Source organism: Nonomuraea sp. CA-143628 (assembly GCF_050942315.1).
In the GTDB taxonomy this organism is placed as follows: domain Bacteria; phylum Actinomycetota; class Actinomycetes; order Streptosporangiales; family Streptosporangiaceae; genus Nonomuraea.
This window is the reverse complement of sequence record NZ_CP192072.1, coordinates 2,185,193-2,209,752: the sequence shown is the minus strand read 5'-3', so window position 1 is coordinate 2,209,752 and position 24,560 is coordinate 2,185,193. Positions and strand designations below refer to the sequence as shown.

The following is a 24,560-nucleotide window of genomic DNA, read 5'->3' as shown; positions in this document are numbered from 1 at the left end:
ACCAACCATAGAGAAGGGGGTGCGGGATGTCGCAAGATGACCTGTCCCGTGCCGTTTGGCGCAAGTCTTCCAAGAGCAACGGTCAGGGTGGCGCCTGCGTGGAGGTTGCGAGCAACCTGCCTGGCATCGTGGCCGTCCGTGACAGCAAGAACCCTGACGCCCCCGCGCTGGTGTTCACCCACACTGAGTGGGAAGCGTTCCTCGATGGCGTGAGCAAGAAAGAGTTCGACTTGCCATAGGTGCTTTGACCAGGCTGTTTCCGGGAATGAAAGCAGGTACTGAGATGGCTGGTGAAGCCATTGATTTGTCTGGTGCTGAATGGCGCAAGAGCAGCCTGAGCGCCCCAAACGGCCAGTGCGTAGAGGTTGCCTTCATCGGCCAGCGCGTAGCCGTGCGGGACAGCAAGAATCCTCATGGGGCGGCATTGATCTTCACATCTGACGAGTGGCGAGCCTTCACCGGCGGCGTCCACATGCAGGAGTTCGAGCTTCCCTCAACCTGAGCAGCCGGACATGCCTTAGGGCCCTCGGTACTCCCAGATAGGGGGGCGCTACCGGCACAACGTGGTGGAATTCGTAGGCGCTCAGCTCGTTGCCTGCGAACCCGATCCGCTTGATCGTCTCGCCATCAAGCGTGTCACTGTCGAACACCACGGGAGGCGGTGGGGCCAGCTCGGGTCCGGGTTCGTCGGTGAGGGGCAGCAGGGTCTTGCATGTGATCCGCAGGTGCTCGATCGCTTCGTACAGTTCGCCGAGGTACGCGGCCATGGCGTCAATATCCGCCTGGGTCTGCTCGATCTGGCCGGTCAGGGCCCGCTCGCGGCGTCGAGACATCGGGTTCGGGGGCGTTGAGGCGCACTTCTGCGTGGGCAATCACCTGGCGAAGCTGGAGTTGCGAGCGCTGTTCGAGCAACTGGCCCGGCGGTATCCACGGCTGCGGCAAACGGGAGAGGCAAGGCGCCTACGGGCGAACTTCATCAACGACATCAAGGAACTACCGGTCGTCATGGACTGATCGCCGGTCCACCAGCAAGATCGCGGTCTACGGCTGGGGTACCAAGGCGCGCTGATACCAACTGCCTGGCTTGCCGCCGAGGTCGGCCGGGTCAGCTGGGCCGACCAGGACGAACCCGGCTTTGGTCAGCACCTTCTGGGACGCGGCATTCTTGTGGGCGGCGGCCGCCCGTAGCGTGCGCAGCCCGTGCCGCGACGCCGCGAGCCGGCACAGCTCCCGAACGGTCGCGGTCGCCACCCCGCGGCCGGCGACGTGCTGCGCCACCCGGTAGCCGAGGTTCGCCATGCGATCCTCGATGTCGATCAGGTTGAACCTGCCGAGCACCGAGCCGTCCTCGGCGATGAGTACGTAGAAAGCACAGACGCCGGCCTCCTGCTCAGCCAGCAAGGCGTTGTACCGGTCGGTGAACTGGTCGAAGAAGTCGTCACCGCGATCAGAGATCGAGGCGGCGAAGTAGGCGCGGTTCGCCAGCTCGAAGGCCAGGACCGCCGGGGCATGACCAGCATGTAGTTGCTTCAGCTCGGGCACTGCCCGACTCTACCCAGAGGGCGCGCCGAGATCACCTGCGTTTCCGCCAGCGGCGGACAGCCTCGAGACCACGGCATTACCAAGCCCATAGATCAAGAACAAGGGCTGGATGAGGGGATGGAACGCGGCGAACGACGTCCGCGGTACCAACCATCGGCCGCGTCAAGGCGTTGGCTCACATCGCGTCTGCTCTGCGGGGGCGTTCCTGTCACAACTTGCCGGGCTGTCTTGTCTAGACGGATGTAAACCCCACCAACAACGGCAAGGAGTGCATCGTGGATGCCCGCTTGAACCTCTTCGGCAACCCGATCGCAGGCAAGGTCATGAAGCACATCGTCTCGGCGGACAGGGTGATCGTGGACTCGACGCTGCCGGCCGCGACTCGCGAACTGGTGAAGCTCCGCGCCAGTCAGATCAACGGCTGCGGCTTCTGCACCGACATGCACACCAAGGACGCCGCGCACGCCGGGGAGACCTCGGTACGCCTCAACCTGGTGCCGGCCTGGCGGGAGGCCACGGTGTTCACCGAGGCCGAACGCGCCGCCCTGGAACTGGCCGAGCAGGGCACCCGCATCGCCGACGCGGCCGGTGGCGTCACGGACGAGGCCTGGGCGAACGCCGCCAAGCACTACGACGAGGACCAGCTCGCCGCCCTGGTGTCCCTCATCGCCATCATCAACGCCTTCAACCGGCTGAACGTCATCACCCAGCAGCCCGCCGGCGACTACCAGCCCGGCCAGTTCGGGTAACGAGCAGTATCTGTCCGGTGGGAGCGGGGGTCGCCTGATGCATGCTTTCCTCCACACGGTGGCGCTATTGGTCGGCTGTGTCCTGGCCCTCGCTCCGGCCCTGCTTCCCTCCGCGCGCCCTGCCAGAAGATGGCCGCACGTCGTCATGGCACTCGGCATGGCAACCGGTCATCTGGGCGGCGTGTTCCTCTTCGTCGCGGTGCTCGCGCTGCTGACCGCCGGCTGGTTCTGCGGCTCCCCTTCCCGCCGCGCGGAGACCGGTCATCACATCCAGGACTTCGTGGTCATGTCCCTCCTCTTGGTGCTGACGGGGTTCGGCGGGCCTGCTCCCGCCGGCGCTCCGTCCGGGCACGCGCACGCGCATGGAGGCGGGTCACTGACCACGGTGGCCCTGGTCATCGGGTTGGCCTGGACCTGCGCGCGGCTCATCCGCGTTCTGACCGAACGGGGCGCGGATCGAAGGGCGCTCACCCAGCAGGATGCGTGCTCGGCCGGAATGGCGGCCAGCATGGCTTTCATGGCCCTGCTGGCCGGCTGACTGCGCATATGAGATTTCCCATCATTGTTCACACATTGGGACGCTGTCTTGTCTGCGCTGGTGAAACCGGCCACTGTCCCGCGAGGGGAAGCCTCATGAGCACCGATCAAGCTCACCCTCACCACCTCGACAAGAGCGCGTCAGAAGCGGAACCGCACGATGCGGGTGGACCGCTTCATGCCCGGCAGCAGCTTCAGGAGGCGGTACATGCGGCGTACGCCCGCGGGTGCCTTGGCCATCAGCACCGGTGAGTCGAACATCGGCGCCTCGTCGACGTATTCGAGCCGCGGATGCCAATCGGCCGGCTCTGCCGGGTTGTTGAAGCCGCAGTGGAACTGGGCGCCGTATTTGCGCAGCGTGGGATCCCATTTCGAGGTACGCCACGCCCAGACCGGCACCGTGTCGAACTGTATCTGGCCGGTAGGGAAGGCGTCGATGACGCTGGTCAGCAGCCGCCGGACGTCAGTCTCGGTGAGGTAGGGCACCAGTCCCTCGGCGATCATCAGCACCGGCCGCCCCCGGGGGATGCGTTCCAGCCAGGTCAGGTCGGTGACGCTGGAGTCGATCAGGGTGTAGTGCTCACGCGGCGGCAGGAATTGCCGCCGCAGTTCGATGACGGAGGGGTAGTCCAGGTCGTACCAGTCGACGGTGGCGGGCGGGTCGATCCGGTACACCCGGGCATCGAGGCCGCAGCCCAGGTGCAGCACCACCGCGTCGGGGTGATCGGCGAGGAAGCCTCGGGCCCAGTCGTCGTGGGCCTTGGCGCGCACCACGGCGGCGAGGCCCATCTGGCTGGTGCCGAATCTGCGGCTGTCGTAGCCGGGGTCGAGGCGGCGCATCGCCTGCTCGGCGTATTCGTCGCCAAGGATCGGGTCCGACAGCCGGTTGTCCAGTGCTTTGGCCTTCAGGACAGGGCTGAGGGTCTTCTGCACCCCGACAAGTTCGGTGTCCTTCATGACAGCAACACTAAACTTACTTCAAGAATTTCGTGAAGTCTGTGAATGGCTTCAATTCCACGACAGCGGGACCCGGCCGCGTGGCGAAGAGCCGGCAGGGCCGCACGCTGTCGCACGATCAACGATGGAGATCCTTTTCCTGGTTGCGGGAACACCGCGCCCGGGAACCGGTGGTCAGCTCGGGATCTCGCTGCCCTGGCAACCTCTGCCGATCCGGCCCGTCTCGAAGTACTTCACCACGTCGGCGGCGCACTCGGGCACCCGGGTGGTCGACACGTGCACGTCGTCGGCGACCGTGTAGACGGTGCCGCCGATGGCCCGCCGCGTCTGCAACGTCCAGCCATAGACGGACATGAACTCATACAGGTGCCCCGCCAGCACCAGCGACCCGCTGCTCCGCTTCAACGTGGCCTGCTGCACCGGCAGCGGCCAGCCGGCACACATGACACCCAGTCCCCAGGACCGGCCGGTCGCCGGATTGCGCTTCACGAGCTGCTGGTAGGCACGCCAGGCGGTGTCGAAACCGGCTCGGCTGCTGTCCTCGTTGCAGGCGACCGCCCAGTTCATGGTCATGTTCAGTATTTCGGGCGCGCCGGGCACGGGCGTACCCATCATCGGAGCGCCCAACAACTCCTTGACGGTGGGCGGGGCGGTGGTGCCCGTCGCCGTCCGCAGTTCGGCCAGTGCCTTGCCCGCGGGTACCCACTCGGTCGAGTTGCGCTTGGCCAGGTCGGCGACGGCCGAGCCGTCGATGGGCCGCGGCAGGTCGGTGTACGTCTTGGGGCTCTTGTCGTAGTCGCGCACCAGCTTGGCCACCTGCTCGCGCACCTGCCGGGCGGTAGCACCGAGACCATAGGTCTCATCGCGCCGGGCCAGCCAGGCGGCCATGCGCCCGAAGTCACGCTCGGCCGCCTCCGCGCTGTCCTTGACGTGCTCGTCGAAACGGGTCCACGGCGGCGCCACGCTGTCCAGGAAGGCCCGTCCGGTGTGCTCGGGGAACAGGCTGCGGTACACCATGCCCAGATAGGTGCCCCAGGAGAAACCGAGCAGGTTGAGCTTGCGCTCACCCAGTGCGGCCCGCACCAGATCCAGGTCCTTGGCCACGTTGCCGGTGGTGAGCTGACCGAGGAAGGCCGCGTCGGAGCCTCCGCACTTCTGGTTGGCCGCGACCTGGCCGTCGTAGACCTTCCTGGCCGCCTCCTTGGTCAGGGCGCCCGGCTCCTGCGGGCCTCCTGGCAAGGTGGGGCAGGCGACCTTGGTGCTGTACCCGACCCCGCGCGGGTCGAAGCCGATGATGTCGTAGCGCTCGTTGAGCTTGGCCATCTCCTCGTTCCTGAGCGCGGAGCGCAGGATCGGGTCCAGGTATCCGCTGTTGCCCGGCCCTCCCGGCAGGACGGCGGTGGCGCCGAGCCGGCGAGCCTTGTCGGTGGCGGCCAGCCGGGTCACCGCGATGTCGATCTTCCGGCCGCCGGGATCGCGGTGGTCCAGCGGGACACTGACCGTCCCGCACTCCAGGCGCTTCATCAGCGTCCGGAAGGCCGGGATCTGCTCCTGCGTCACGCGCAGGCTCCGGATCACCTCATCGGAGTAGTCCGGGCAGGATTTCCACTGCACGGACGGTACGCCGGAGCTCGGGCTGGGGTTCGCGGTAACGCTCGGGCCGGCCTCAGCGGCGGCGCCTGCCGCGGAAGGATGCGCCGCCAGCCCCGCCAGCGCCAATGCCAATGCGGTCAGTGATCTTCGGTACGTCATGCGGCCCAGTTGTAACGCAGCGGTTGTTTCCTTCCTGTTTCCAGGAAACTGGTCGTCGGCTCCTCGGCACCGCCCCGAGAGGACTCTTCTCCCCAGACGTGAACCTACGGCCGCCCTGACAACATCACCTCAAGCTGTACGAACAGGAATTCGGCGAGTAAGTAGTCACCAACCGACGATCACGCGTCGTGACCGACGACCGGTGGCCCTATTTTCCGATGTCCGGCGCCTGTCCCGGTCTCCGCATTATCGGATGCTGGAAGGTCATGAGTAGCGGCGGTTGGGTGTCATCTCAGACCGTCGCAATTCCGACCGGACGACCCATCAAGGTTTCTATGGAAACGCGATCGAAGTGCCGCCGCTTCGTTCGCCGGCGCATTATCGGCGCAGCCCTCGGCGTACTGTTCGCCGGCACAATCGCGACCGTCGGCGCGTCACCCGCGTTGGCCGAAAATGATGGCTGGATGTGGATCGGCGTACGTGCCAACAATCGAGTCGACGTCCAGCAGAAAACCGGCAATAGCGGGACCTATCATATAGAAATCTGGTATGCCTCAAACGGTGCACGGTACAGCGGAACCAGTGGCTACCAATACTCAGGCGGAACCAGAGGTCCTAGCGGACGCAGTCGAGGGCCGGGTGTGGTCTGGCCGCTGAGCGGGCGGCTGGGCAGGCTGGCCGTTGTGGAGGGGCACGAGCCAGACCCAGCGGCGCGACCCAGCCTCCACGAAGCACCCCCCGTCGGCTGATCCGGCCGTGGCTCGCCTGGCCGTGCGGGTCAGCCGGCTGTGCGGGCGGAGTCGTCGTAGGCGGTCAGGACCGTGTCGGCGTGGCGGAAGGCCCAGTCGCCTAGAGCACGGATCGGCACCAGCAGATCCTTGCCCGCTTGGGTCAGCTCGTACTCCACCCGCGGCGGGGCCTCGGCATAGCGTCGGCGTTCGACCAGGCCACAGCGTTCCATGCGACGCAGGGTCTGAGTGAGCACCTTCTGGCTGATGCCGCCGATCTCCTGGCGGAGTCGGCCGGGGCGCATGGGCCCCTCCTTAAGGGCGAATACCACCACCGGCAGCCAGGCATGGGCGAACAGATCCACGGCCAGACGGGCCGGGCAATCGGCGACGAAGTCGCCGTAGGGCTCAAACGGAGCGTCGTCGTGGTGGTCCACATTCGACAGTCTCCCGCATCCGTTGGACACCTGGAGGTGCCTATCGGCACGCCTACTGTCTTCGCGGGAAGCCGCGGTTCAGGCGAGGAAGAGGGAAAGACATGCGTATTGGCATACTCGGGGCCGGACAGATGGCCGAGGCGCTGGGGTCGGGCTGGGCGCGGACTGGGCACGAGGTGATGGTCGGCGCACGGTCGCAGGAGAAGGCGCGCAAGCTGGCCGAGGCGATCGGAGCGGGCGCCTGTGGCGGTGACCTGCGGGCCGCCGCGGAGCACGGCGAGGCGTTGCTGCTGGCCGTACCGGCCTTGTCGGTGGACGGGATTCTCGCCGAGATCGGCGCGGCGGACGGCGGGTTGGCCGGGCGGACGCTGATCGACTGCACCAACGCCTACGAGCCTGACGCGTTCACCAACGCGCCCAACTCGTTCCTACTGGCTGACGACGCGGTGTCCGAGCGGGTGGCCAGGCTGGCCACCGGGGCGGGGGTTGTCAAGGCGTTCAACGTGTGCGCCGCGGAGGTCTGGACCTCCCACGCAGGGCGCGGGCTGGGGGTGCCGCTGTGCGGCGACGATGAGCGGGCTGTGGAGGTGGTCGCCGGTCTGGTGAGCGATCTGGGGTTCGAGCCGGTACGGGCAGGTGGGCTGAGGCGGGCGCGCTATCTGGAAGCCATGAGTGTGTTCGTGGTCGGCTTGTGGTTCGCCGGGTACGACGCCCGCCAGATGCTGCCGCCCCTTCAGGAGGCCTTCGCCCATTCTGACGCCTGACATCGACCCGTTCATAAGCCCTCACCACTCCCAGGTAAGGGCTCTACCGGTATCACCGGACACGCCGCTGGTCCAAGAACGTCGCCTTCTCCTGATCGGTCGTGGGTGGGGCTCCCCTGGAGGCACCCCTTGGATGAGTTCCAGTCTTGGAGTGCTGGGTGAATCCTTTGGTGGGGTTCGCGTCTCTTATACCTGTACCGACAACAGCGTCGGGACAGGTTCAGGAGGTTGTCATGCTCGTAGGTATCGTCGTCGTGGCGGCTGTGCTCTTGTGCGCGTGCACCGTCGTGGTACTCCGTAGGCGGAGTCGTTCGCGTGGCTGAGGCGAGTTGGCCGGTCGAGCAGCTGGTCGTCGCCGCGCGGGATGGCGACGTCGAGTCGATCGCCGCGTTGGTGTCCGGCGCGCACCCGCACGTGCAGCGATTCGCCCACTTGATGTGTGCCTCGCCGGAAGACGCGGAAGACGCCGCGCAAGAGGCGTTGATCATCCTGTACCGCAAGATCGGGACGTTGCGAGCGTCCGGTGCGCTGGCGTCGTGGATGTTTCGCATTGTCCGCAACGAGTGCCTGCGGCGGTCACGGCTACTGGTGCGAGGCCACGAACCGGTCGTGGACGCCACCGTGTGGTCGGCCGAGGAGGAGGTACTGCGGCGATTGGAAGCCGAGCGGGTAGCGGCGGCGATCGCTTCTCTGCCCGCTGATCAGCGGCGCGTTTTGATCATGCGAGATGTTCTGGGCTATCGCGGACGGGCGGTCGCCGATGCGCTCGGTCTCAGCACCGCCGCGATGAAGTCGCGCTTGCACCGCGCCCGCGCCACGGTGCACCACACGCTGCAGGGCACACCTGGCACAGCCATGGGAGACAACGATGACTGATGATCGCGGCTTTGCCAGCGCCTCTCTGCCGCGACATCTGGTGCGCGGCGTGCTGGGGTTCGGCGCGCTGGTCGGTTCGGTCGCCCTGATTCCGATGATCGGACTGGGTGGCTTGCTGCTCGTGCCGGTTGGTCTGCTCGCCCTGCGAGGGTGTCCGACCTGCTGGGCCATCGGTTTGATACAGACCATTTCGATGGGCCGGCTGCGGCGCTCCTGCGTAGATGGCCGGTGTGAACTGACCGTGGCCCACTCCGCTGGCTCGCACCGCGCCGACGAAGGCTCGTAAACCGGCGCCGCAGACCTACTTGTCCGGTCTCGGAAATCATGTCGGTGGATCCCGGCGCCTCTACCGGATGGCGATGTGCGCCATGTCAGGGAGTTGGGAGGAAACGCCTGGCACCCGCGGGCGCAACCTCCGGATTTTCGGTGCTCCACCACAGCTCGCCGTCGACCGTCAGGTACGGCACCCAGTAACGCACCGGGGCACCCGCGGCGAGCGCGCCGGCCACCTCGGTGAGGTAGGCGCCGAGCGTCGGCCAGGCAGCATCGAAGTCGCCGAGGCCGTCGTGCGCGGTACAACCGACCCGCCCGTACCCGGGCCCGGGCCGCAGGTCGATCACCTGCGCATCGCCGTCCGCGGCGGCGAACGGTACCCATCGCTCGTGCCACCACGGTTCGGCGCCCGGCCGGTGCGGGGTGAGTCCGTCGACGCTCGCGGCGACGTCCATGCACGCGCGCCAGTGGTCGACGATGCCGACGGTCGACAGTGGCGGCCCTTCGGGCAGGATGTTCGCCCAGATGCGTTGGCCGTCATGGCGGCTCAGCGACTCGACGAGCTCAGGCGGGAAGGAGAGTCCCAGCGCGGCTTCGGCGGCGGCGACGTCGGCCGGATCGGCGGGTGGCGCCAGCGCGGCCGCGCTGGCCGGGGTATGCCGCGCCAACCACTCCTCGATCCGCGCCCACGCTTCCGTCACCATGCCCACACACCCTAGCTTCGGTTGTCTGATTTCGCTGGTGAGTAGCAGCAGCGTTCGTCGGTCAGTTTGGACAGCACTCGGGGGTTGATCGGGCCCGGAATGTCGGTGAGAAGTAGCAGCACCCGGAGGCTCGGCTGCTCACCTAGCGCGTTCATGCGGCTGCCGACAGAGACGGTGGTTGGCTTGGAGGGGCCCGCACTCCGGGCGCATGGTGAAACCTGACAGGGCGCGCATGCCCCACGCCTCCGAATTTGCGTTAGAGCGCACTCCAACTCCTAGGTTCGGAAGCGTGCGATACATCAAACTTGGAACGACCGGACTGGAAGTCTCCGCCATCGCCCTCGGCTGCATGAGCTTCGGCGAGCCGGACCGGGGCGGCGAGCCCTGGTCGCTGGGCGCGGACGCCAGCCGGGACATCATCAAGCAGGCCCTCGAGAGTGGCGTCAACTTCCTCGACACGGCCAATGGGTACAGCGCCGGAAGCAGCGAGGAGATCGTCGGCCAGGCCGTCAAGGACTTCACCCAGCGCGAGGAGGTCGTTCTCTCCACCAAGGTCTGGATGCGGATGCGCCCCGGCCCGAACGGCGCCGGGCTGTCCCGCAAGGCGATCTTCGCCGAGCTCGACGCCTCCCTGAAGCGCCTGGGGACCGACTACATCGACCTGTACCAGATCCACCGCTGGGACTACGACACCCCGATCGAGGAAACCCTCGAGGCGCTGCATGACGCGGTCAAGTCCGGGAAGGTCCGCTACATCGGAGCCTCTTCCATGTACGCCTGGCAGTTCGCCAAGGCCTTGTACCTGGCTGACCTGAACGGCTGGACCCGGTTCGTGTCGATGCAGGACCACTACAACCTCATCCACCGAGAAGCAGAGCGGGAGATGCTCCCGCTCTGCGCCGACCAGGGCATCGGCGTGATCCCGTGGAGCCCGCTGGCGCGGGGCAGGCTGACGCGGGCCCGGGACACCGCCACGGCGCGTGCCGGGACCGACGAGGGCGGCAAGATCCTCTATCGTGACGAGGACCAGGCGGTGGCCGAGCGCGTCCACGAGATCGCGGGCAAGCGGGGTCTGTCCCCGGCCCAGGTCGCTCTGGCCTGGGTCATGCGCAACCCGGTGGTGACCTCGCCCATCGTCGGGGTCACCAAGTCGGCCCAGCTGGCCGACGCGGTCGCCGCGGTGGACGTCGAACTCGACGAAGACGAGGCCGCCTACTTGGAGGAGCCCTACCAGCCGCACGAGGCCGCCTACCTGGAGGAGTCCTTCTACAAGTCGCGCCCTGTAGCGGGCTCCCGGTAGTCCGGGCTACCGCCGGGCCTTCGACGAGTCACTGGGGCTCTTCCTCGACGCTGTGACGATGGCCGCGGCTCGTCCCGCGTCAAGATCGTTCGTCCTCGCTTCGCTGCGGGCGCTGCATGGGCGGCGGTGAAGGTGCCCACGGCGCGGGCCTGTTCCAGCGCGGTGGCGCCGGGCAGCGCGCCGGGCTTGTGGGCCAGCGCCTCCAGATAGTGGTCCGGCTCCAGCCGGGCCCCTCCCTTGGCGATCAGCCGCTCGTGCCGAGCCACCTCCACCCCCTTGTGATAGACGACCAGGTGAGAGGCGAACAGCATCACGCGCACCTGATGCCCGGCCAGGCGGATCGGCACCGAGTAACGGTTGGTGCGCACGCTGATCTGTCCGTGCATGTTGACGCGCGGGGTCAGCAACCGGCCGATCTCGAACGGCTCGACCGGCAGTGGCGCCAGCAACCTCCGCTCGTGCGCGAAACGCTCGCCGATGGTCTGGGCGCGCATTCGGATCCGGCGCTGCTCGTCCTTGATGTCCCACTGGTCGATCAGCGCATTGAGCTCGCCGATCGAGGCGACATCAGGGACCGGCACCAGGTGGTTGCGGCGGATCGCCGCGTACAACTCAACCTTGCTCTTGGGCTGCACCGACGCCACCCCATCCGGCGGAAGCACACCCATGCTCTCACCGCAAGCCCCGGAGCGCTGTTACTTCTCAGCGACATCGTCTTGCTGCCGAAACGATCGCTGTCGCAGGAGACCGACAAACGCTGTCACTTGTCACCGACAGAACCACTTTTGTCCGAGGACCAGCACCCCCTTGACCGCACACAACGTACAACGCGACTTTCGGAATGGTCTGATGGCTAATGTGGCGCAAGAGCGGCCTCGCCAGCATCAGGTAACCGTCGTCGTCGGCGGGCGGCTCTGATGCGGGAGAGGATGCGGATCGTCTGGCGGGCGCCTGGCTGCCAGCCCTGCTGGATGAGGGTGTCCGCCACCTGGTGGAGCAGGTCGGCCGTCTGACCGGGGATGACGTCCCGGCGAACGACGATGACCCGCCAGCCGAGTGCGCGTAGCTCTGCGCGCCGGTGCTCGTCGCGAAGTTGGTCGGCGGCCGAAGTGTGGTGTCGCTGACCGTCGTACTCGACCGCCACCCGAAACTCCGGCCAGCCGAGGTCGAGGTAAGCGAAGCGGTCGTCAGCTAGGGGGACACGGACCTGTGTGGTGGGTCTGGGCAGGCCGCCGTCCACGAGGATCACGCGCAGCCAGCTCTCCCGAGGCGATGCGGCGCCCCGGTCGGCGAGGCTGAGCGTGTCGCGCAGGTGCCATGAAGTGGACTGGTGCCAGAGGGCCTCCAGGTCCACTCCGTGCCGGAGGAACTGGTCCAGGGCGGCCACGGCCTCCAGACGGGGAAGCCAGCGGACACAGTCGAGGGCCGTGCGCTCCCGGGTGGTGAGGCGGACGCCCTTGTGCTCCGTGATGTCGTCAGCGGGCAAGGTGGTCACGTGGGTGACGCAGCCGGGGATCGCCAGGTGGCCGGGAGCTATGAGCTCCACCGGCCAATCGTCTTCGGGGGTGTCGAGGCTCAGTACGTGCAGGCCCCAGATGTGGGCGGCCGTCCGGCGGCAGGCGACCGCCTGGGGAATCAGCCGCGTAATGCGCTGGGCACGTTCGAGCAGCGAGGGTTCGTTCACGCCGTTCAGAATGAGGCAGCAGACGATGGGCAACAGGCGCCGAATCCGATTCTGTGGATAGATGAAACAGATCATCCACAGCCACGGAGTAGTTGATCTCGGAGAGGCCATGCCAAGCGTCTATGACAGCGAACGACTGGCGGCAAGTTATGCCTTCGACCGCCCTCCGGTGCATCAGCAGATCCTCAAGTCGGTTCACCTTACGCGTCCGGTCCGGCGAGCCCTGGATGTCGGATGCGGTGCCGGTATATCTACTGCCGCGCTCGCCCCATTCGCCGATTATGCAATCGGCCTGGAGCCGATCCCAGCGATGCTCGTGCACCGACGATCCGTCGCGCCATCAGCTCGATTCGTCATCGGCACAGCGGAGGAACTGCCGTTCGCCGCAGCGTCGTTTGATCTGGTCGCCGCCGCCGGCTCGCTGAACTACACCGACCTTTCGTCGGCCCTTGCCGAGGTGGCCCGCGTCCTGACTCCGGACGGGGTCTTCCTCCTGTACGACTTCTCGCAAGACCGGTACTCGCTGACAGGTGACGCACTGGCGGCGTGGTTCACGTCGTTCGAGCAGCGGTTTCCATCGCCGCCTGGATGGCGGCCACTGGCCGTACCGGAGTTGCCCCTCGCCGAGAGGGGGTTGCGTCTGCTCGACTACTCCGACATCGAGATCCCGATACCGATGACACTCGGCGACTACCTCCGCTACGTGCTGGGCCAGGTCAACGTGGACAGCGCCATCGCGCGCGGGGACGACAGCGCCGAGCAGGCGCGCGACTGGTGCCATCGCACACTTGCGGAGATATTCCGCAGCGGGGAGCTGACCGTGCTGTTCCGAGGATATCTAACCACGCTGGCCCCGACCGGCATGACTCCGCATCAAGGTCGATAAGGAGTGCCCGTGGCACCCTTCACCGAATTCGCACAGTTACCCCCATCTGGGGAGAACGATATCTCCAACCAGTAGGTCTGCACGGAAGGGTCCTTCTCCACGTCCGGTGACCAGAAGTCAAAATCGAGCTGGAGATCTGCCGTGAAGTCGCCGAAATTCTTTGAGAAGCACGTCACGGAAGGCCATCCCTCTGTTGTTTGATGGCGCGTTCTTAGATCTCCGGTGCCGTCACTGGACAGAAGCCAGCCGACCGCGCGAGCTTGCTCTTTGTAATAGGTGGCGATCTCGAGAGGAGAGCCGTTGAATCTGTATCGGCGCCCGACCTCCGCGATAGCGTTGTCGTCCTCGCATGCCGCCGAGACATACTGATCTCCCAGTGGTTCGGCATGAGGCGGTGGTTGTCGAAGGATCGCGTCTCGACCCGCGAGCTCGGACCATGGCTCCGTGGGGTCGTTGATGCAGTCTAAACCCGTTGCCTTTTGGACAAAGGAACAGCCAGTCGCTATAGCAAGCATCACGGAAGCCAGCACGAGGCAGACTGGCAGCTTCAGGTGTGTTTGATGAATCATTCCTTCTCCCGATAACATGAGGTGCGATGCGACTGGACGCGATGAACTTTCTCGCACCCAGTCGCATCGCATCAGGCGTGCGCGCGTCTTCCTAAAATTCCCCCTTGGCGCTTTCTTCCCTATATCCCTTTTCTAGTTCCGCCCAGAATTTCTGTTCATCCGAGTAGTAGAGACCAACCATTCCAGCCTTCCACCACCCGCTCTTGCCGTTCACCCAGTTGACGGCCGCGTGATTGACCCGCATATCTGTTTTGCTGTCATCTTTTCCCTGCTCACCCCACTCATGCATGGTTGCTAGATCCCATGCAATCCTTGACCCGAAGAGGAGGTACATAGCGCCCATGAGCAGGAAGTGCCGTTTCTTTCCATCTCCCCCGGTTTTACTGTCCGGAGTGACTGGGCTTGTGCCGGATCTTAGATATGCCTGCACTATGATGTTTACGACAGTGCTGCACCGTAGACCAAGGCTCAAGCAATAGCCTGCGGACGCAATGTTTTTACTGAGGATAGCTACCCAGGACGGCGTCTTCTTCTTTGCCTTGAAGCCGTCAAGATCTGAGCAGTTTATCGGATCCGCAGTGCAGTATTCGTAGGCGTTGGCGCTGCCACCGGGGACCGGGTCGACTTGAAGAAACCGGCCGGTGGTCGGATTGTAGAGCCTCGCGCCCATCAGGATAATGCCACCAAGCATTTCGCTGGAACGCCGGCTTCCGCCACTCCAGCCGTATCGGGCGGGATTGCCCTGAGATCTTTCATAAGCTTGACCGTATTCGGTGTATTCGAAGTACCCGGAGAAGCCAGCTACCGTAGGCGAGTTGTCGGCGCTGGCAATGACGTCACCATTGAGATTGGTTAGTTGGATTATGCTAGTGCCGTTGCTCTTTTGAATCGCGGAAAGGCCACCAAAGGCGACGATATTACGAGTCCACGAACCGTCGGGCTCGGTGATCCAGGCCGGACTGTCATTCAATTTGGCGTAATGGTTGGTAACGGTGCCTGGCTGACTTCCACCTGTGGTGGTAGTAGACCGAATGCGCCCCACGGGGTCCAGGGCAAAGGTCCTAGTCTGGCCATTTTGAGAGAGCGACGCCACCGTGTCGTTACTATGGTAGCCGATCTGGAGATTACCTGTGCCAGTGACGTGTGCTGCGGGAACGGTGGTGGTGCGACCGAAGGCATCGTAGGTGTAACCACTGTTGGTGATTCTGTCGGCCTGGTCATAGGTGTTCGTCTCCGTCACCATGCCCGTGGTGTCTGAGCAAGCCCCTGTTGTGGTGGCGGGAAAAGTGCTTCGGCTTGTGCGGTTCGTATTCAGGTCGAACGAGTATACCCGCGTGACGCACTGGCCACCGGAACTGTCTTGCACTTTGGTGAGTCGCTCGGCCGCGTCGTAAGTGAACTTCTGGTCCCGTCCTCCCGGAGCAGCGACACTCGAAACTTTGCCGAAAGCGTCAACGGCCTGCTCGAACGATGCCCAGCTAGCTCCCCCCTTGGCGTAGGTGAGGCGTGTCGTCGCTCCTTCGTTGTCTCGGCGTAGTGTCGCGTTTAGTCCGTTGGGATAACGATGCTGAATGAGCTGTCCGTCGGCGTTGTAGGCTGCCATAAATTCGCCCACATTGTTCGTCGTGACTTTCGTGAGGAGATTGCGCCGCTCACTCCTTCCCCCCGCATCCGTTCCATCGTAGGTGTAGGTGGTTAAGCCTTTACCATCATTGAAGGTGGCTGGATCGCCATTGAGCGTATAGGTGGCAGTGGAGGCGTTACCGTCGGCATCGGTCACGCCGGCCACCCGGCCGAATGTGTCATACGTTGTCGTTACCGCAGCCCCACCCGCTGAGACTTGAGTCTTCAGACCTGTCGCCGGATCGTAGGAGTAGGTCGTTTCCGGGATCTCCACTCCTCCCTCGCTCGCCGGCGTGACAGTGACCTTGTCTTTGGCCATACGGCCTGCCGTGTCAAATGTGGTGGTGGTGGTCCGGACGATCGAGCCGACAGTCTCGGTGCGCGTCACGAGTTGGCCGTAGTAGCCGTACGCCGCAGTTGTGACTGGAAGTGGCACTCCGGAAGGTTGCGCGACTGGTTTTATCAAGCATTGTAAGCCAGCCCATTGCGGCTTGTTGCCGCATACCGCCGTCGTAGGATGGGCGGCTGCAGTATAGTAGCTAATCGAACTGGTGCCTGCGTCAGCTCCGGTTGAATTGGGCATTCGAGTCTCAAGCCCTCGCCCTGCATTGTCGTAGCGCAGGCGTTTGACGATGTCGGCTTGTCCTGGCACCAATGTTGTTTCAGTAGTGGCGAGCCTCAGATCCCACCCTGAGGGATCGCCCGTCTTGAGGGGATCATATCCCAGCTTAAAGGTCTGGACATCGGCCTCAGCGGTTACGGATGTGCCGTCCAATACGACGGGTGCCATTTTGGTGGTCGTGAGCAGATTGTAGGCCGCGCCGCTTTGCGGCTTGCCCTCGTCGTAGGTGAATGTGGTACGCAAACGCGCTGATACTACGTTCCCACTGCTCAACACAACCGGGCGTGTCGGCTGCTCGCCGACGGTCGGGTTCCCGCCCCCGTCATGCCCCTTGGTGGTGGCCAGTAGATTTGCTCGCTCAGCTGAGTCCGCCCGCCCGGCCACATAAGGATCTGTATCTGCAGTCGGTTGGAGAGCCTGGGCCCTGTTCTCTGCTGACAATTGCCAGATCGTATAGCCATTGTCGTCGAATCTGGCACTTGAGACCTGCCAAGCTCCAGCTCCAAATCCCGCAGTGTTCACTCCCCGGCCGTTGACGTCAGTGTAAGTAAGCTGGCTGTATTCCCAGTCTGCAGTGGTTGGCTTGTAGGCGCCATCGGAGCCACGACTCGGCACGTGTGTGGCAGGGAAGACTCCCGTGCCTACGGCGGGTAGATCACTCGCCTGCCCCCACCTGGTTGTCTGCGCCGCAGTAAGGTCGATCGGCGCCGAGACCCCGCCTGTTGGCACGTCGTAGGCGAGTGCCCAGGTCGGGTCAATATCGCCACTTTCACGTTGTACGTGGGCCAGGCGACCGCCAGTGTCATACTCAAGTCGCCAGGGGGCGAGGCCTGGCGGGGTGATCTGAGAGATGCGGCCTTCACCGGTGTAGTAGTAGACGGTGGCCAGGTTGGTGCGGGGGTCCGTCATCTGCCGTAGGTGCCCGGTCGAGTCATATAGGTAGGAAGCGAGCACGGTGGTCTTCATCGCGTTCGACTCTGGATCGAACGCAGTGAACGACACGCTTTTCACTTGGTCTTTGAAGTCTCCCCAATTCGAGGCGACACCGGTCGCCGTCGTCGCGGAAGCGTAGGACAGTGAAAGCGCGCGGCAGCCCGCAACCAGGGTGGTCCCGCAGGTCACGCCCGTTGGCACAGGTGCGACGATCCGGGTGATCCGACCTTGCGCATCACGGTAGTAGGTCACGGCGGATTCGGTCGCTGAGGTTTCGGTACGAGCCACGACCCAGTTACCGTCGACCCTGTTGTAAGTAGTCTTGCCACCAGTGGGTTCGGTGACGGTCAGTTCCTCGTCGGTGGTGAGGATGTTGGAGCCGTCGGCGGCGTCGCCGATGCCGGTGAATGTGGTGCCGTCCTTGATATAGGACAGGGTGGTTCCATCGGGGCCGACCAATTGCAGAGAGCCGGGGCTATCGGCATCGGTGGGTGAGAAGTCGGCGATGCTCGAAGGTACCGAGGGGAAGCCTGCCCGCCAGCCGGGGCCGAACACCTTGTTTTCGGCCAGCTGTTCGTCGGCTCGTTCGGCGCCTGGGTTGAGCGAGGTGTGCGTGCGTCCGACGGTGATGCCGAAGAGGCTGGCATCGGTGCTTGTGATGGAGTAGTCGCCGCTCTGCAGTGCTACGGTGCCGGGACCGACGTCTGAGGTGGCGTAGGAGCCGCCGAACGCGGATTGGTCGAGGGCGACAGTGGCTTCGGGGGTGCACTCCCACGGATCGCTGCTGCTGGAAAGACAGGCTCGCACCCTGATCGGCCCGCGGGCTTTCGCATCACGTAGCGTTTTAGCAGCGTCCCAAGCCAAAGATGTGAAGTTCTTACTGGTGTCGGTGCGGGTTTGCGGCCATGAGCTGATCGGGGTGGAAGTGCCCGGCGCAGTGACATCAGTGGGTGGGACCGTCTCCCACGAGAAATCTTGAGAGAGATCCGTGGTGTATTCGTAGGTGACCCCGGTCCATTCCGGTGCGGCAGCTGCGTCGAGGGTGACGAAGCGTTGTGTCCGTTCCTGCTTGGGCGCCGTCACGAGGCCGCCCGGATTGACGCCGAAGCTGAAGGTGGCCACCGTGGATGAGTTGTGGGCCCTGTCCCTAACTTTGGCGTACAAGGTGTGCCAGCCTGGCCCAGGATTGATATCGAAGGAGAGTGACTTGACGCCTCCCTTGCCGTCGGACGACCACCCCCAGTTCCCGTCCGCCTTGGTAGAGGTGGTGGGATCGTCGAGTCCCCACCAGAGTTGTGTGACGTCCGGCTCGGTGCTGTTCGGGCCTGGAGCGGAGTCATCGTTATAGACCCCGCAGTGCGCCTCCGTGGGTTTGGGTCCCCAGACGTTGGGGTCTATTCCGCCCTTGGTCTCGTCCCAGCAATAGATCGAGGTCACCTTGGGTGTGGTGGCGTCGACGATGAACGTCTGCCATTGGGACCAGGCGGATACGGACTGGCCATCAGAGGCACGAGCTCGCCAGCGCAGATTCCACCCATCGGCGAGTTTGCCGGCGGGGATGGTGATCTTCGCGTCGGTGCCCGCCGTGATGTTGTCCACCGCTCCGGACCAGACCTGACCGGTGCCCTGTCCGGATGCCGCCGGGTCATGCTCGACCTCGAACTCGCCTCGTAGCAGCCCGCCATCAGGGTCGCTGAGCCCGGCGACCAGAGTCGGGGTGAGCGTGTTGGTGTACACGTGATTGTTGACCGCCGCCACCGGCTGAGCGCGCAGTTGGCCCGTAGCCGGTGAAGAACCATAGGTGACGACCAGCGTGGGCGGGGCCGTCGTACCGTCTTGGAAGTACCACGAGAACTTTGAGGCCGCCTTGTCCTCATTCGTGATCTTCAGCATCAGGCCGCGCCCTGCCTGGCCGCCTGCCCAGGCTCGGGCGATGTCGGTGACCGGGATGCTCCATGGCACGTTATCGGGGGTTGAGGTGGTTGTGCAGACCGCAGGTGGTGTGGAGATCGCTTCCCCATCACTGGTCACCGCCGGTTGGGCACTCCAGAAGACGCTGTCCGGATCCCACTCCGCGGTGATGCGCTGCACCCGCAGGCGCTGGCCCGTAGGACAGGTGCTCAAGTTCCCGACGAGGTCCAGCCTGGCGTCGGTGATCTGCTGGCCCACGAGACTGGAGGTATCGAAACCGATCAGCGCGCGCTCTACAACGCTGGCGCTCCAGTTGTCAGGGCACACCGACTCGGTGATGCCCACCGTGGCTGCATCGGGGGCGTTGAACTCTCTGCCGTTCGGACACGGCATGCTGATCGTGTTCGCAGTCGCCGATGGAAGCGTCGTGGTGGGATCCACCGTGACCGGGTAGTGCGTGTCCGGGTTGGACAAGAAGACTGGATCGGGTTTCAGGACAAGCGCTTGCTGATCACCATCCGCGACAACTTCGGCGTCGATCTTTCCGCGATTTGGGATCGACCCGGCCAGCTGGGACTCAGCGTGCCAAGGCTGTTCAAGGCCGCTGTACATGATCGGCTCAGGCGCGGCTGCGACCGTCTTACCCTTGCCGTCGCTGAGCTTGAGCCCGCCCCGCTCGGTCTCACTGAGCTTCAGGCCCTTAGTCTCGATGGGGATCTTGTATTCGACTGGTCCCGTGGGGCGCTCACGCAGCACGATGTCATGGCGGAACCCGGAGGGCACCGCAGTCAAGACAATATCGGCACCAGGGCCTGCCGCGTCGAAGTAGGTGGCCTTGCTGCCTTCCACCTTGGGCTGAGGCAGCGCAGTGGGCCAAGTTAAGGCGTAGGACTGCTTATCGGAACGCTCCAGTACGGCAAGTGGCTTGCCGTCGCCGCCAGCCGAGAACGTGACGTTGGCGAGCGCGGCCTTAGGCTTGAGCACCCCATCTTTGGCGACAAGGTTGGTGTCGATGGCGGTCCAGGCATCGCCTTGCTTGACTCTGACCGGCCCGCTGGAGGCTTCCAGCGTGATAGTGCCATCGGGGTTGACGTAGGTCAGCGTCGTCTCGGTGGTCTCCGCGGTGACCAAGACCCGGCTGTTTTGCAAGCGTGCGGATAAGGCCGCCGAGACACGGTCGGGCCGCTCAGTAACGGGCTGAGTTTTGAGTGTCGTGGGGGCGGGGGTGGGAGCTGCGGGTAAAGGGGTCGCAGCTTCGGCCGCGTGGCCGGTGGAAAAAAGCAGCGTGGCCACCAGCCCTATGGTGAGGGCTGTTCGGCACCTTGCTTGCCCGGTTTTGGGCATGGCAAGGCCAGCCCTGTGGGGGATGTGCACCCGACCTCCGTAAGTAAAGATCAGAAAGGCAATCGGATGCTAGATCAACATCGGAAGGGATGATAGAGGCAGATTTGTCGCGAATTACTTACGCAGCGCAATATCTCGGCTTCATCAGCCAAACGCTGTCTACCTATGTTTGTTACGACCTCTACTGGGGGAGCGATCAGCGGTCACATGACGTCATCTGCGGCTGCGTAACTTGCGCGGCCTCCTACGAGGGGAAGCGGTGCAGCCGCCAGAGCGGACAAGCACAACGGAGCGAAGCGCCCGAGTGACACAATACTAACTATGTAGCTACACGCCGAGTCCAAGAAGAATGTCGACGTCAAGAAGCCTGAAATGGTGCGTAGCCCGGCGTCGCCTATGAAGAGAATGCACGCAATGCCGGGAGAACGTCAGCAGCAAGTCGCTCCATTTGCTGACGGAAGTCCGCCCCCACAGGCATCAGATTCAAAGAGGTGAATCCCAACCGTACGAACCCCATCAATCCCTCGACTACCTCTTCCGCCGACCCCGCCACCATAGACGGCGAGGACGAGGACCCGCCGACCGAAACCGGCACGTTGTACACGCACTCCACCTCCCGCCCCACCCGCCCAGCAGACTCCAGCACCCGAGAACGCATCTCCACCGCCACCGAAGGCGGAGCGAACCCCAATGAAGGGATCCACCCGTCCGCCAGTTCCCCGGTCGCCGCCAGCGCCCGGTTGCCGTACGTCCCCAGCCAAATGGGGATCGGGCCGACCAGCTTGGGCTCCAGTGAGGCGTCAAGCGTGTGGTAGCGGGTGCCCTCGTACGTGAACGACGGAGACGACCACAGCCCGCGCATGATGTGAATCGCTTCCACCATCCCGTCGACCTTCTCCCGCGGCGTCGGTACGCCCAGCCCGAAGGCCCGGAACTCCTCGTCCGAATAGCCGCCGCCGAGCCCCAGGATCAGGCGGCCGCCCGAGAGCCGGTGCAGCGACTCCGCCATCTTGGCCACCATCGCCGGCGGCCGGTACGGCACCCCGAGGACCCGCGTGGCGACGCGGATCCGCGAGGTGGCGGCGGCTATCCAGGTGAGCAGCGTCCAGATCTCGTACGTCGGCGACGTCCCACATGGATGGTCCGACGTCGACACGAAGTCGAACCCCAGCTCCTCGGCCAGCCGCGCGTCCCCGACCGGATCGGAGCCGGGAGCCGCCGAGGCCGAAATGCCCACACCGAACATCGCACCCGACATTCCACTCGCCATTCCACCCAACATCGTGTCCGCCTCCCATCATTTGGTTTACATGGAACCTAAAACCAACGTTGGTTACACGTCAACTAAGTCAGCTAATCTGGGCGGCATGGGTGACCCGCGTTGGTTGGATGAGGCGGAGTTCCGGGCCTGGCTCGGCTACCGCCGGATGCGGCTGCTCCTGGACGCCCAGGTGAGCCGGGACCTGCTGCGCGACTCGGGGTTGTCGGCCCCCGACTACGACGTGCTGTCGTCCCTGTCATCGGCCGAGGGGCGCCGGGGGCGGCTCACCGAGTTGGCCGAGCGGATGCTGTGGTCCAAAAGCAGGCTGTCGCGGCACATCTCACGGATGGAGCAGCGCGGCCTGGTCACCCGTGAGGAGTGCGAGAGCGACGGTCGCGGCGCCGTGATCGTGCTGACCGAGGAGGGAATGCGGGCCATCGAGGTGGCGGCTCCCGATCATGTGGAGTCGGTACGCCGCCACTTCATCGACCTGCTGACGCCGGAGCAGATCGAGGTTCTGGGGGCCGTCGCGGAGACCGTTCTGACCCACCTGGGCGAGAAAGGTGACTAGGACACCCAGATGGGGCTCCAGTCGGCCATTTCGTGGAAGCGGCGCAGTTCGGATATGCCGGATATGGTGCCGAGCCAGGCCGCGTACGGCGGGCGGTCGAATCCGCTCTGCACCATCGTCAACCGCGTCTTGCCGCCGGACTCCGCCAGCTCCCAGGTGCTGACCCCGACGCCGCCCCAGTCGACGGACAGCTTTCGCCCCGGCTCCAGCTCAACGATCTTCGCCGGGTTGGGGTCGTTCGCGAACCCGCCCATGGCGAAGCGGCCGCCGACGTGCGGCTCGATCTCGATCGGGAAGCCGAACCAGCGGGTCACCGACTCCGAGTCGATCATCGAGTCGAAGACCTTCTCCGCCGAAGCGGCGATCAGCACCTCCGCCCGCAGGTCGGAGGCGGTGAAGTCGGGCTTCGGGGTGAGCGGGCGGCCGTCGAAGTGCTCGGCCAGGTTCGCCAGCATGAGGCACCAGTACGTCTGGATCACGCCGCGGATCGTCGACTCGGCGAGCGCCTCCTGGAAGTCGAAGTGGGTCTGCGAGACGGACACGATGGTGGTCTCGGGGCTCTCCTCCTCCAGGCCGAACTCGACCGTGGTGTCCACGCCGTCCAGCAGCCAGGAGAAGCGCACCGTGTGGTCGTCGACGTGCAGGGGGCGCTGGTGCGGCGCGTCGCCTTCGGGGGTATAGCGACCCCAGAACCCGTAGCGGTCCGGCAGCTCCACCTCGGCGTGCTCGGCCAGCCAGAGCCGCATCGTCGCGGCGTCGGTCAGCGCGTGGTGCACCTCCTTCACCGGTGCCTGGACGCGGGCGCGGACGGTCATCGGCTCACTCATGTTCATCTCCCTTGGGGTAACAGGCGACGACGAGCTTGAAGGCGTCACCTTCCGCTCCGCCGTACCTCGTGAACAGGTCCTGCAGCATCCCCTGCAGCTCGTGCAGGAACTCCTGACGGTTCTCGGGGCGCACGTGGATCTCCCCCGACAGCCCGATCGACGGCAGCTCCGTCGCGGTCCTGTCGAGGCTCGCGATGTCGGCCTGAACCTCCTCCATGAGGTCCAGCAGGTAGCCCAGGCTCAGCTCGTCCTGCACCCTGCGCACGCCGATGCGGCCGACCAGGCGGGGTGACAGCCAGTACGCGCGAGCGCTGGCCTGGTAGATGCCCTCGTGGACACCGCGCACCTTCCGCTCCGACACCAGGTCGACCAGGCCGGCGTCCACCAGCCGTTTGACGTGGTAGTAGACGCGCTGTGGCGTCTGACCGAGCCGGGCCGCGACCTCGGTGCAGGTGCGCGGCTCGGCCAGTTGCCGCAACACCTCGACGCGCTGCGGCTTGAGCAGTGCCTCGGCCTGCTCGATCTGCTCCAGGTACAGGACATCTCTCATCGCAAAAACAATCCTTTACGTAAAACAGGATTTTGTCAATGGGGCGTGCTCGAAGGAGCACCGCCAATGGGGGTGGATCAGGGCCAGGAGCGAGATCAGGGCCAGGAGCGGGGTCAGGGCCAGGAACTGTCCTGGTCGGGGTCGCCGCCGTTCGACAGCAGGCGCAGGTCGGCTTCGACCATCGTCGCCACCAGCTCGTCGAACGGCATCGTCGGCTCCCAGCCGAGCTGCACCCGGGCCTTCTTCGGGTCCGCGCAGAGCAGGTCGACCTCGGCGGGCCGATGCAGGGCCTGGTCGGTGACGACGTACTGCTCCCAGTCGAGGGAGGCCGCCGCGAAGGCGGCCTCGACCAGCTCGCGGACCGACTTCATGCGCCCGGTGCCGATCACGTAGTCCTCGGGGGTGCCGGCCTGGAGCATGAGGTGCATGGCCCGTACGTAGTCGCCCGCGTAACCCCAGTCCCGCCTGGCCTCCAGGTTGCCGAGCCGGAGCTCGCTGTCGAGGCCGAGCTTGATACGCGCCACGCCGAGCGAGACCTTGCGGGTGACGAACTCGGCGCCCCGCCGGGGCGACTCGTGGTTGAACAGGATGCCGGAGACGGCGTACATGCCGTAGGACTCGCGGTAGTTCTGCGTGAGGAAGTGCCCGTACGCCTTGGCCACGCCGTACGGCGAGCGCGGGTGGAACGCGGTGCGCTCCGTCTGCGGCGTCTCGCTGACCTGGCCGAACATCTCAGAGGACGAAGCCTGATAAAAGCGGATCTGGCCGGAGGCGGCGCTGCCGCGCGACACGCCCGAGCACACCCGGATGGCCTCCAGCATGCGCAGCACGCCCATCCCGGTCACCTCGGCCGTGAGCTCCGCCTGCTCCCACGACATGGGCACGAACGAGATGGCGCCCAGGTTGTAGACCTCGTCGGGCTGAACCCGTTCCACGGCCGAGATCAGCGATCCCTGGTCGAGCAGGTCGCCGCGGACCACCTGGACATCGGTCAGCAGCTTGCGCAGCCGCGACACGCGCGGGTTGGCCTGACCTCGCGCCAGACCCCACACCTCGTACCCCTGACCGAGCAGGTACTCCGCCAAGTAGGAACCGTCCTGGCCGGTGATGCCGGTGATCAGAGCGCGCCTGGCCAAGGGGTCCTCCCACTATCACGACCG

The 24,560-nt window shown here is 65.0% G+C and carries 23 protein-coding genes; 11 read left to right on the top strand and 12 right to left on the bottom strand.

Annotated elements, in window-relative coordinates:
- Window positions 1–26: 26 nt before the first annotated feature.
- The 3 genes from ACQP2T_RS10320 (at window position 27) to ACQP2T_RS10310 (ending at window position 1,014) form a co-directional block, all read left to right on the top strand.
- A complete protein-coding gene (locus ACQP2T_RS10320; RefSeq protein ID WP_433515933.1) occupies window positions 27–239 on the top strand; it encodes a DUF397 domain-containing protein in 213 nt (70 codons plus the stop codon).
- Between the two features lie 5 nt (window positions 240–244).
- A complete protein-coding gene (locus ACQP2T_RS10315; RefSeq protein WP_433515932.1) occupies window positions 245–502 on the top strand; it encodes a DUF397 domain-containing protein in 258 nt (85 codons plus the stop codon).
- A 263-nt stretch (window positions 503–765) separates the two neighbouring features.
- A complete protein-coding gene (locus ACQP2T_RS10310) occupies window positions 766–1,014 on the top strand; it encodes a hypothetical protein (RefSeq protein ID WP_433515931.1) in 249 nt (82 codons plus the stop codon).
- Window positions 1,015–1,041: 27 nt separating this feature from the next.
- Here ACQP2T_RS10310 and ACQP2T_RS10305 read toward each other — a convergent pair whose 3' ends face one another.
- Window positions 1,042–1,542 carry a GNAT family N-acetyltransferase gene (locus ACQP2T_RS10305; RefSeq protein ID WP_433515930.1) on the bottom strand — a complete coding sequence of 167 codons (501 nt, stop codon included), beginning with the start codon at window positions 1,540–1,542 and terminating at the stop codon, window positions 1,042–1,044.
- Between the two features lie 275 nt (window positions 1,543–1,817).
- Between ACQP2T_RS10305 and ACQP2T_RS10300 the strand changes: the two genes are divergently transcribed.
- Together ACQP2T_RS10300 and ACQP2T_RS10295 are read left to right on the top strand one after the other, a co-directional pair.
- Window positions 1,818–2,291 (top strand): carboxymuconolactone decarboxylase family protein, encoded by a 474-nt coding sequence (locus ACQP2T_RS10300; RefSeq protein WP_433515929.1) that lies wholly within the window; start codon window positions 1,818–1,820, stop codon window positions 2,289–2,291.
- A gap of 157 nt (window positions 2,292–2,448) precedes the next feature.
- Window positions 2,449–2,829, top strand: a complete 381-nt coding sequence (locus ACQP2T_RS10295; RefSeq protein ID WP_433515928.1) for a hypothetical protein — start codon at window positions 2,449–2,451, stop codon at window positions 2,827–2,829.
- A 140-nt stretch (window positions 2,830–2,969) separates the two neighbouring features.
- On the opposite strand, the gene ACQP2T_RS10290 is transcribed toward ACQP2T_RS10295, so the two are convergent.
- The 3 genes from ACQP2T_RS10290 to ACQP2T_RS10280 all read right to left on the bottom strand — a co-directional run bounded on the left by ACQP2T_RS10290 (window position 2,970) and on the right by ACQP2T_RS10280 (window position 6,702).
- Window positions 2,970–3,785 (bottom strand): class I SAM-dependent methyltransferase, encoded by an 816-nt coding sequence (locus ACQP2T_RS10290; protein WP_433515927.1) that lies wholly within the window; start codon window positions 3,783–3,785, stop codon window positions 2,970–2,972.
- A gap of 174 nt (window positions 3,786–3,959) precedes the next feature.
- Complete coding sequence (locus ACQP2T_RS10285; RefSeq protein WP_433515926.1) at window positions 3,960–5,537, bottom strand: alpha/beta fold hydrolase; 1,578 nt, start codon at window positions 5,535–5,537, stop codon at window positions 3,960–3,962.
- A gap of 778 nt (window positions 5,538–6,315) precedes the next feature.
- On the bottom strand, window positions 6,316–6,702 hold the full coding sequence (locus tag ACQP2T_RS10280) for a winged helix-turn-helix transcriptional regulator (protein WP_433515925.1): 387 nt from the start codon (window positions 6,700–6,702) through the stop codon (window positions 6,316–6,318).
- Between the two features lie 101 nt (window positions 6,703–6,803).
- Between ACQP2T_RS10280 and ACQP2T_RS10275 the strand changes: the two genes are divergently transcribed.
- From ACQP2T_RS10275 to ACQP2T_RS10265, 3 genes are all read left to right on the top strand, one after another.
- Entirely contained in the window at window positions 6,804–7,466 is a 663-nt protein-coding gene (locus ACQP2T_RS10275; RefSeq protein ID WP_433515924.1) for an NADPH-dependent F420 reductase, read from the top strand.
- Window positions 7,467–7,781: 315 nt separating this feature from the next.
- Window positions 7,782–8,342 carry an RNA polymerase sigma factor gene (locus ACQP2T_RS10270; protein WP_433515923.1) on the top strand — a complete coding sequence of 187 codons (561 nt, stop codon included), beginning with the start codon at window positions 7,782–7,784 and terminating at the stop codon, window positions 8,340–8,342.
- Window positions 8,335–8,628 (top strand): hypothetical protein, encoded by a 294-nt coding sequence (locus ACQP2T_RS10265; protein ID WP_433515922.1) that lies wholly within the window; start codon window positions 8,335–8,337, stop codon window positions 8,626–8,628. Before ACQP2T_RS10270 ends, ACQP2T_RS10265 begins: the two co-directional genes overlap by 8 nt.
- Before the next feature lie 85 nt (window positions 8,629–8,713).
- Here ACQP2T_RS10265 and ACQP2T_RS10260 read toward each other — a convergent pair whose 3' ends face one another.
- Entirely contained in the window at window positions 8,714–9,319 is a 606-nt protein-coding gene (locus ACQP2T_RS10260) for an SMI1/KNR4 family protein (RefSeq protein ID WP_433515921.1), read from the bottom strand.
- A gap of 289 nt (window positions 9,320–9,608) precedes the next feature.
- Here ACQP2T_RS10260 and ACQP2T_RS10255 point away from each other — a divergent pair, with 289 nt between their 5' ends.
- A complete protein-coding gene (locus ACQP2T_RS10255) occupies window positions 9,609–10,619 on the top strand; it encodes an aldo/keto reductase (protein ID WP_433515920.1) in 1,011 nt (336 codons plus the stop codon).
- Here ACQP2T_RS10255 and ACQP2T_RS10250 read toward each other — a convergent pair.
- A complete protein-coding gene (locus ACQP2T_RS10250; protein ID WP_433515919.1) occupies window positions 10,586–11,287 on the bottom strand; it encodes a Mu transposase domain-containing protein in 702 nt (233 codons plus the stop codon). The two genes, ACQP2T_RS10255 and ACQP2T_RS10250, sit on opposite strands and share 34 nt — an antisense overlap.
- A gap of 185 nt (window positions 11,288–11,472) precedes the next feature.
- Window positions 11,473–12,303: a DUF559 domain-containing protein gene (locus ACQP2T_RS10245; RefSeq protein ID WP_433515918.1), complete on the bottom strand. Its 831-nt coding sequence runs from the start codon at window positions 12,301–12,303 to the stop codon at window positions 11,473–11,475.
- A gap of 61 nt (window positions 12,304–12,364) precedes the next feature.
- Here ACQP2T_RS10245 and ACQP2T_RS10240 point away from each other — a divergent pair, with 61 nt between their 5' ends.
- A complete protein-coding gene (locus tag ACQP2T_RS10240) occupies window positions 12,365–13,189 on the top strand; it encodes a class I SAM-dependent methyltransferase (RefSeq protein ID WP_433515917.1) in 825 nt (274 codons plus the stop codon).
- A gap of 660 nt (window positions 13,190–13,849) precedes the next feature.
- On the opposite strand, the gene ACQP2T_RS10235 is transcribed toward ACQP2T_RS10240, so the two are convergent.
- Both ACQP2T_RS10235 and ACQP2T_RS10230 read right to left on the bottom strand, forming a co-directional pair.
- Window positions 13,850–20,140, bottom strand: coding sequence for a DNRLRE domain-containing protein (locus ACQP2T_RS10235; RefSeq protein WP_433515916.1), 6,291 nt, complete (start codon window positions 20,138–20,140; stop codon window positions 13,850–13,852).
- A gap of 445 nt (window positions 20,141–20,585) precedes the next feature.
- A complete protein-coding gene (locus ACQP2T_RS10230) occupies window positions 20,586–21,461 on the bottom strand; it encodes an LLM class flavin-dependent oxidoreductase (RefSeq protein WP_433515915.1) in 876 nt (291 codons plus the stop codon).
- 97 nt (window positions 21,462–21,558) lie between these two features.
- Between ACQP2T_RS10230 and ACQP2T_RS10225 the strand changes: the two genes are divergently transcribed.
- On the top strand, window positions 21,559–22,023 hold the full coding sequence (locus tag ACQP2T_RS10225) for a MarR family winged helix-turn-helix transcriptional regulator (protein ID WP_433515914.1): 465 nt from the start codon (window positions 21,559–21,561) through the stop codon (window positions 22,021–22,023).
- Here ACQP2T_RS10225 and ACQP2T_RS10220 read toward each other — a convergent pair.
- The 3 genes from ACQP2T_RS10220 to ACQP2T_RS10210 all read right to left on the bottom strand — a co-directional run bounded on the left by ACQP2T_RS10220 (window position 22,020) and on the right by ACQP2T_RS10210 (window position 24,536).
- Window positions 22,020–22,850 carry an SRPBCC family protein gene (locus tag ACQP2T_RS10220; protein ID WP_433515913.1) on the bottom strand — a complete coding sequence of 277 codons (831 nt, stop codon included), beginning with the start codon at window positions 22,848–22,850 and terminating at the stop codon, window positions 22,020–22,022. The genes ACQP2T_RS10225 and ACQP2T_RS10220 overlap by 4 nt on opposite strands.
- Window positions 22,843–23,400 (bottom strand): helix-turn-helix domain-containing protein, encoded by a 558-nt coding sequence (locus ACQP2T_RS10215; protein ID WP_357949846.1) that lies wholly within the window; start codon window positions 23,398–23,400, stop codon window positions 22,843–22,845. Before ACQP2T_RS10215 ends, ACQP2T_RS10220 begins: the two co-directional genes overlap by 8 nt.
- A gap of 113 nt (window positions 23,401–23,513) precedes the next feature.
- On the bottom strand, window positions 23,514–24,536 hold the full coding sequence (locus tag ACQP2T_RS10210) for a GDP-mannose 4,6-dehydratase (RefSeq protein WP_397297518.1): 1,023 nt from the start codon (window positions 24,534–24,536) through the stop codon (window positions 23,514–23,516).
- Between the last annotated feature and the right edge of the window lie 24 nt (window positions 24,537–24,560).

Coding starts and splice junctions, on each gene's coding strand:
- ACQP2T_RS10320 (WP_433515933.1), top strand. CDS start 27: ATGTCGCAAGATGACCTGTCCCGTGCCGTTTGGCGCAAGTCTTCCAAG.
- ACQP2T_RS10310 (WP_433515931.1), top strand. CDS start 766: ATGGCGTCAATATCCGCCTGGGTCTGCTCGATCTGGCCGGTCAGGGCC.
- ACQP2T_RS10295 (WP_433515928.1), top strand. CDS start 2,449: ATGGCAACCGGTCATCTGGGCGGCGTGTTCCTCTTCGTCGCGGTGCTC.
- ACQP2T_RS10290 (WP_433515927.1), bottom strand. CDS start 3,785: ATGAAGGACACCGAACTTGTCGGGGTGCAGAAGACCCTCAGCCCTGTC.
- ACQP2T_RS10285 (WP_433515926.1), bottom strand. CDS start 5,537: ATGACGTACCGAAGATCACTGACCGCATTGGCATTGGCGCTGGCGGGG.
- ACQP2T_RS10275 (WP_433515924.1), top strand. CDS start 6,804: ATGCGTATTGGCATACTCGGGGCCGGACAGATGGCCGAGGCGCTGGGG.
- ACQP2T_RS10265 (WP_433515922.1), top strand. CDS start 8,335: ATGACTGATGATCGCGGCTTTGCCAGCGCCTCTCTGCCGCGACATCTG.
- ACQP2T_RS10260 (WP_433515921.1), bottom strand. CDS start 9,319: ATGGTGACGGAAGCGTGGGCGCGGATCGAGGAGTGGTTGGCGCGGCAT.
- ACQP2T_RS10250 (WP_433515919.1), bottom strand. CDS start 11,287: ATGGGTGTGCTTCCGCCGGATGGGGTGGCGTCGGTGCAGCCCAAGAGC.
- ACQP2T_RS10240 (WP_433515917.1), top strand. CDS start 12,365: ATGAAACAGATCATCCACAGCCACGGAGTAGTTGATCTCGGAGAGGCC.
- ACQP2T_RS10230 (WP_433515915.1), bottom strand. CDS start 21,461: ATGGCGAGTGGAATGTCGGGTGCGATGTTCGGTGTGGGCATTTCGGCC.
- ACQP2T_RS10225 (WP_433515914.1), top strand. CDS start 21,559: ATGGGTGACCCGCGTTGGTTGGATGAGGCGGAGTTCCGGGCCTGGCTC.
- ACQP2T_RS10220 (WP_433515913.1), bottom strand. CDS start 22,850: ATGAGTGAGCCGATGACCGTCCGCGCCCGCGTCCAGGCACCGGTGAAG.
- ACQP2T_RS10215 (WP_357949846.1), bottom strand. CDS start 23,400: ATGAGAGATGTCCTGTACCTGGAGCAGATCGAGCAGGCCGAGGCACTG.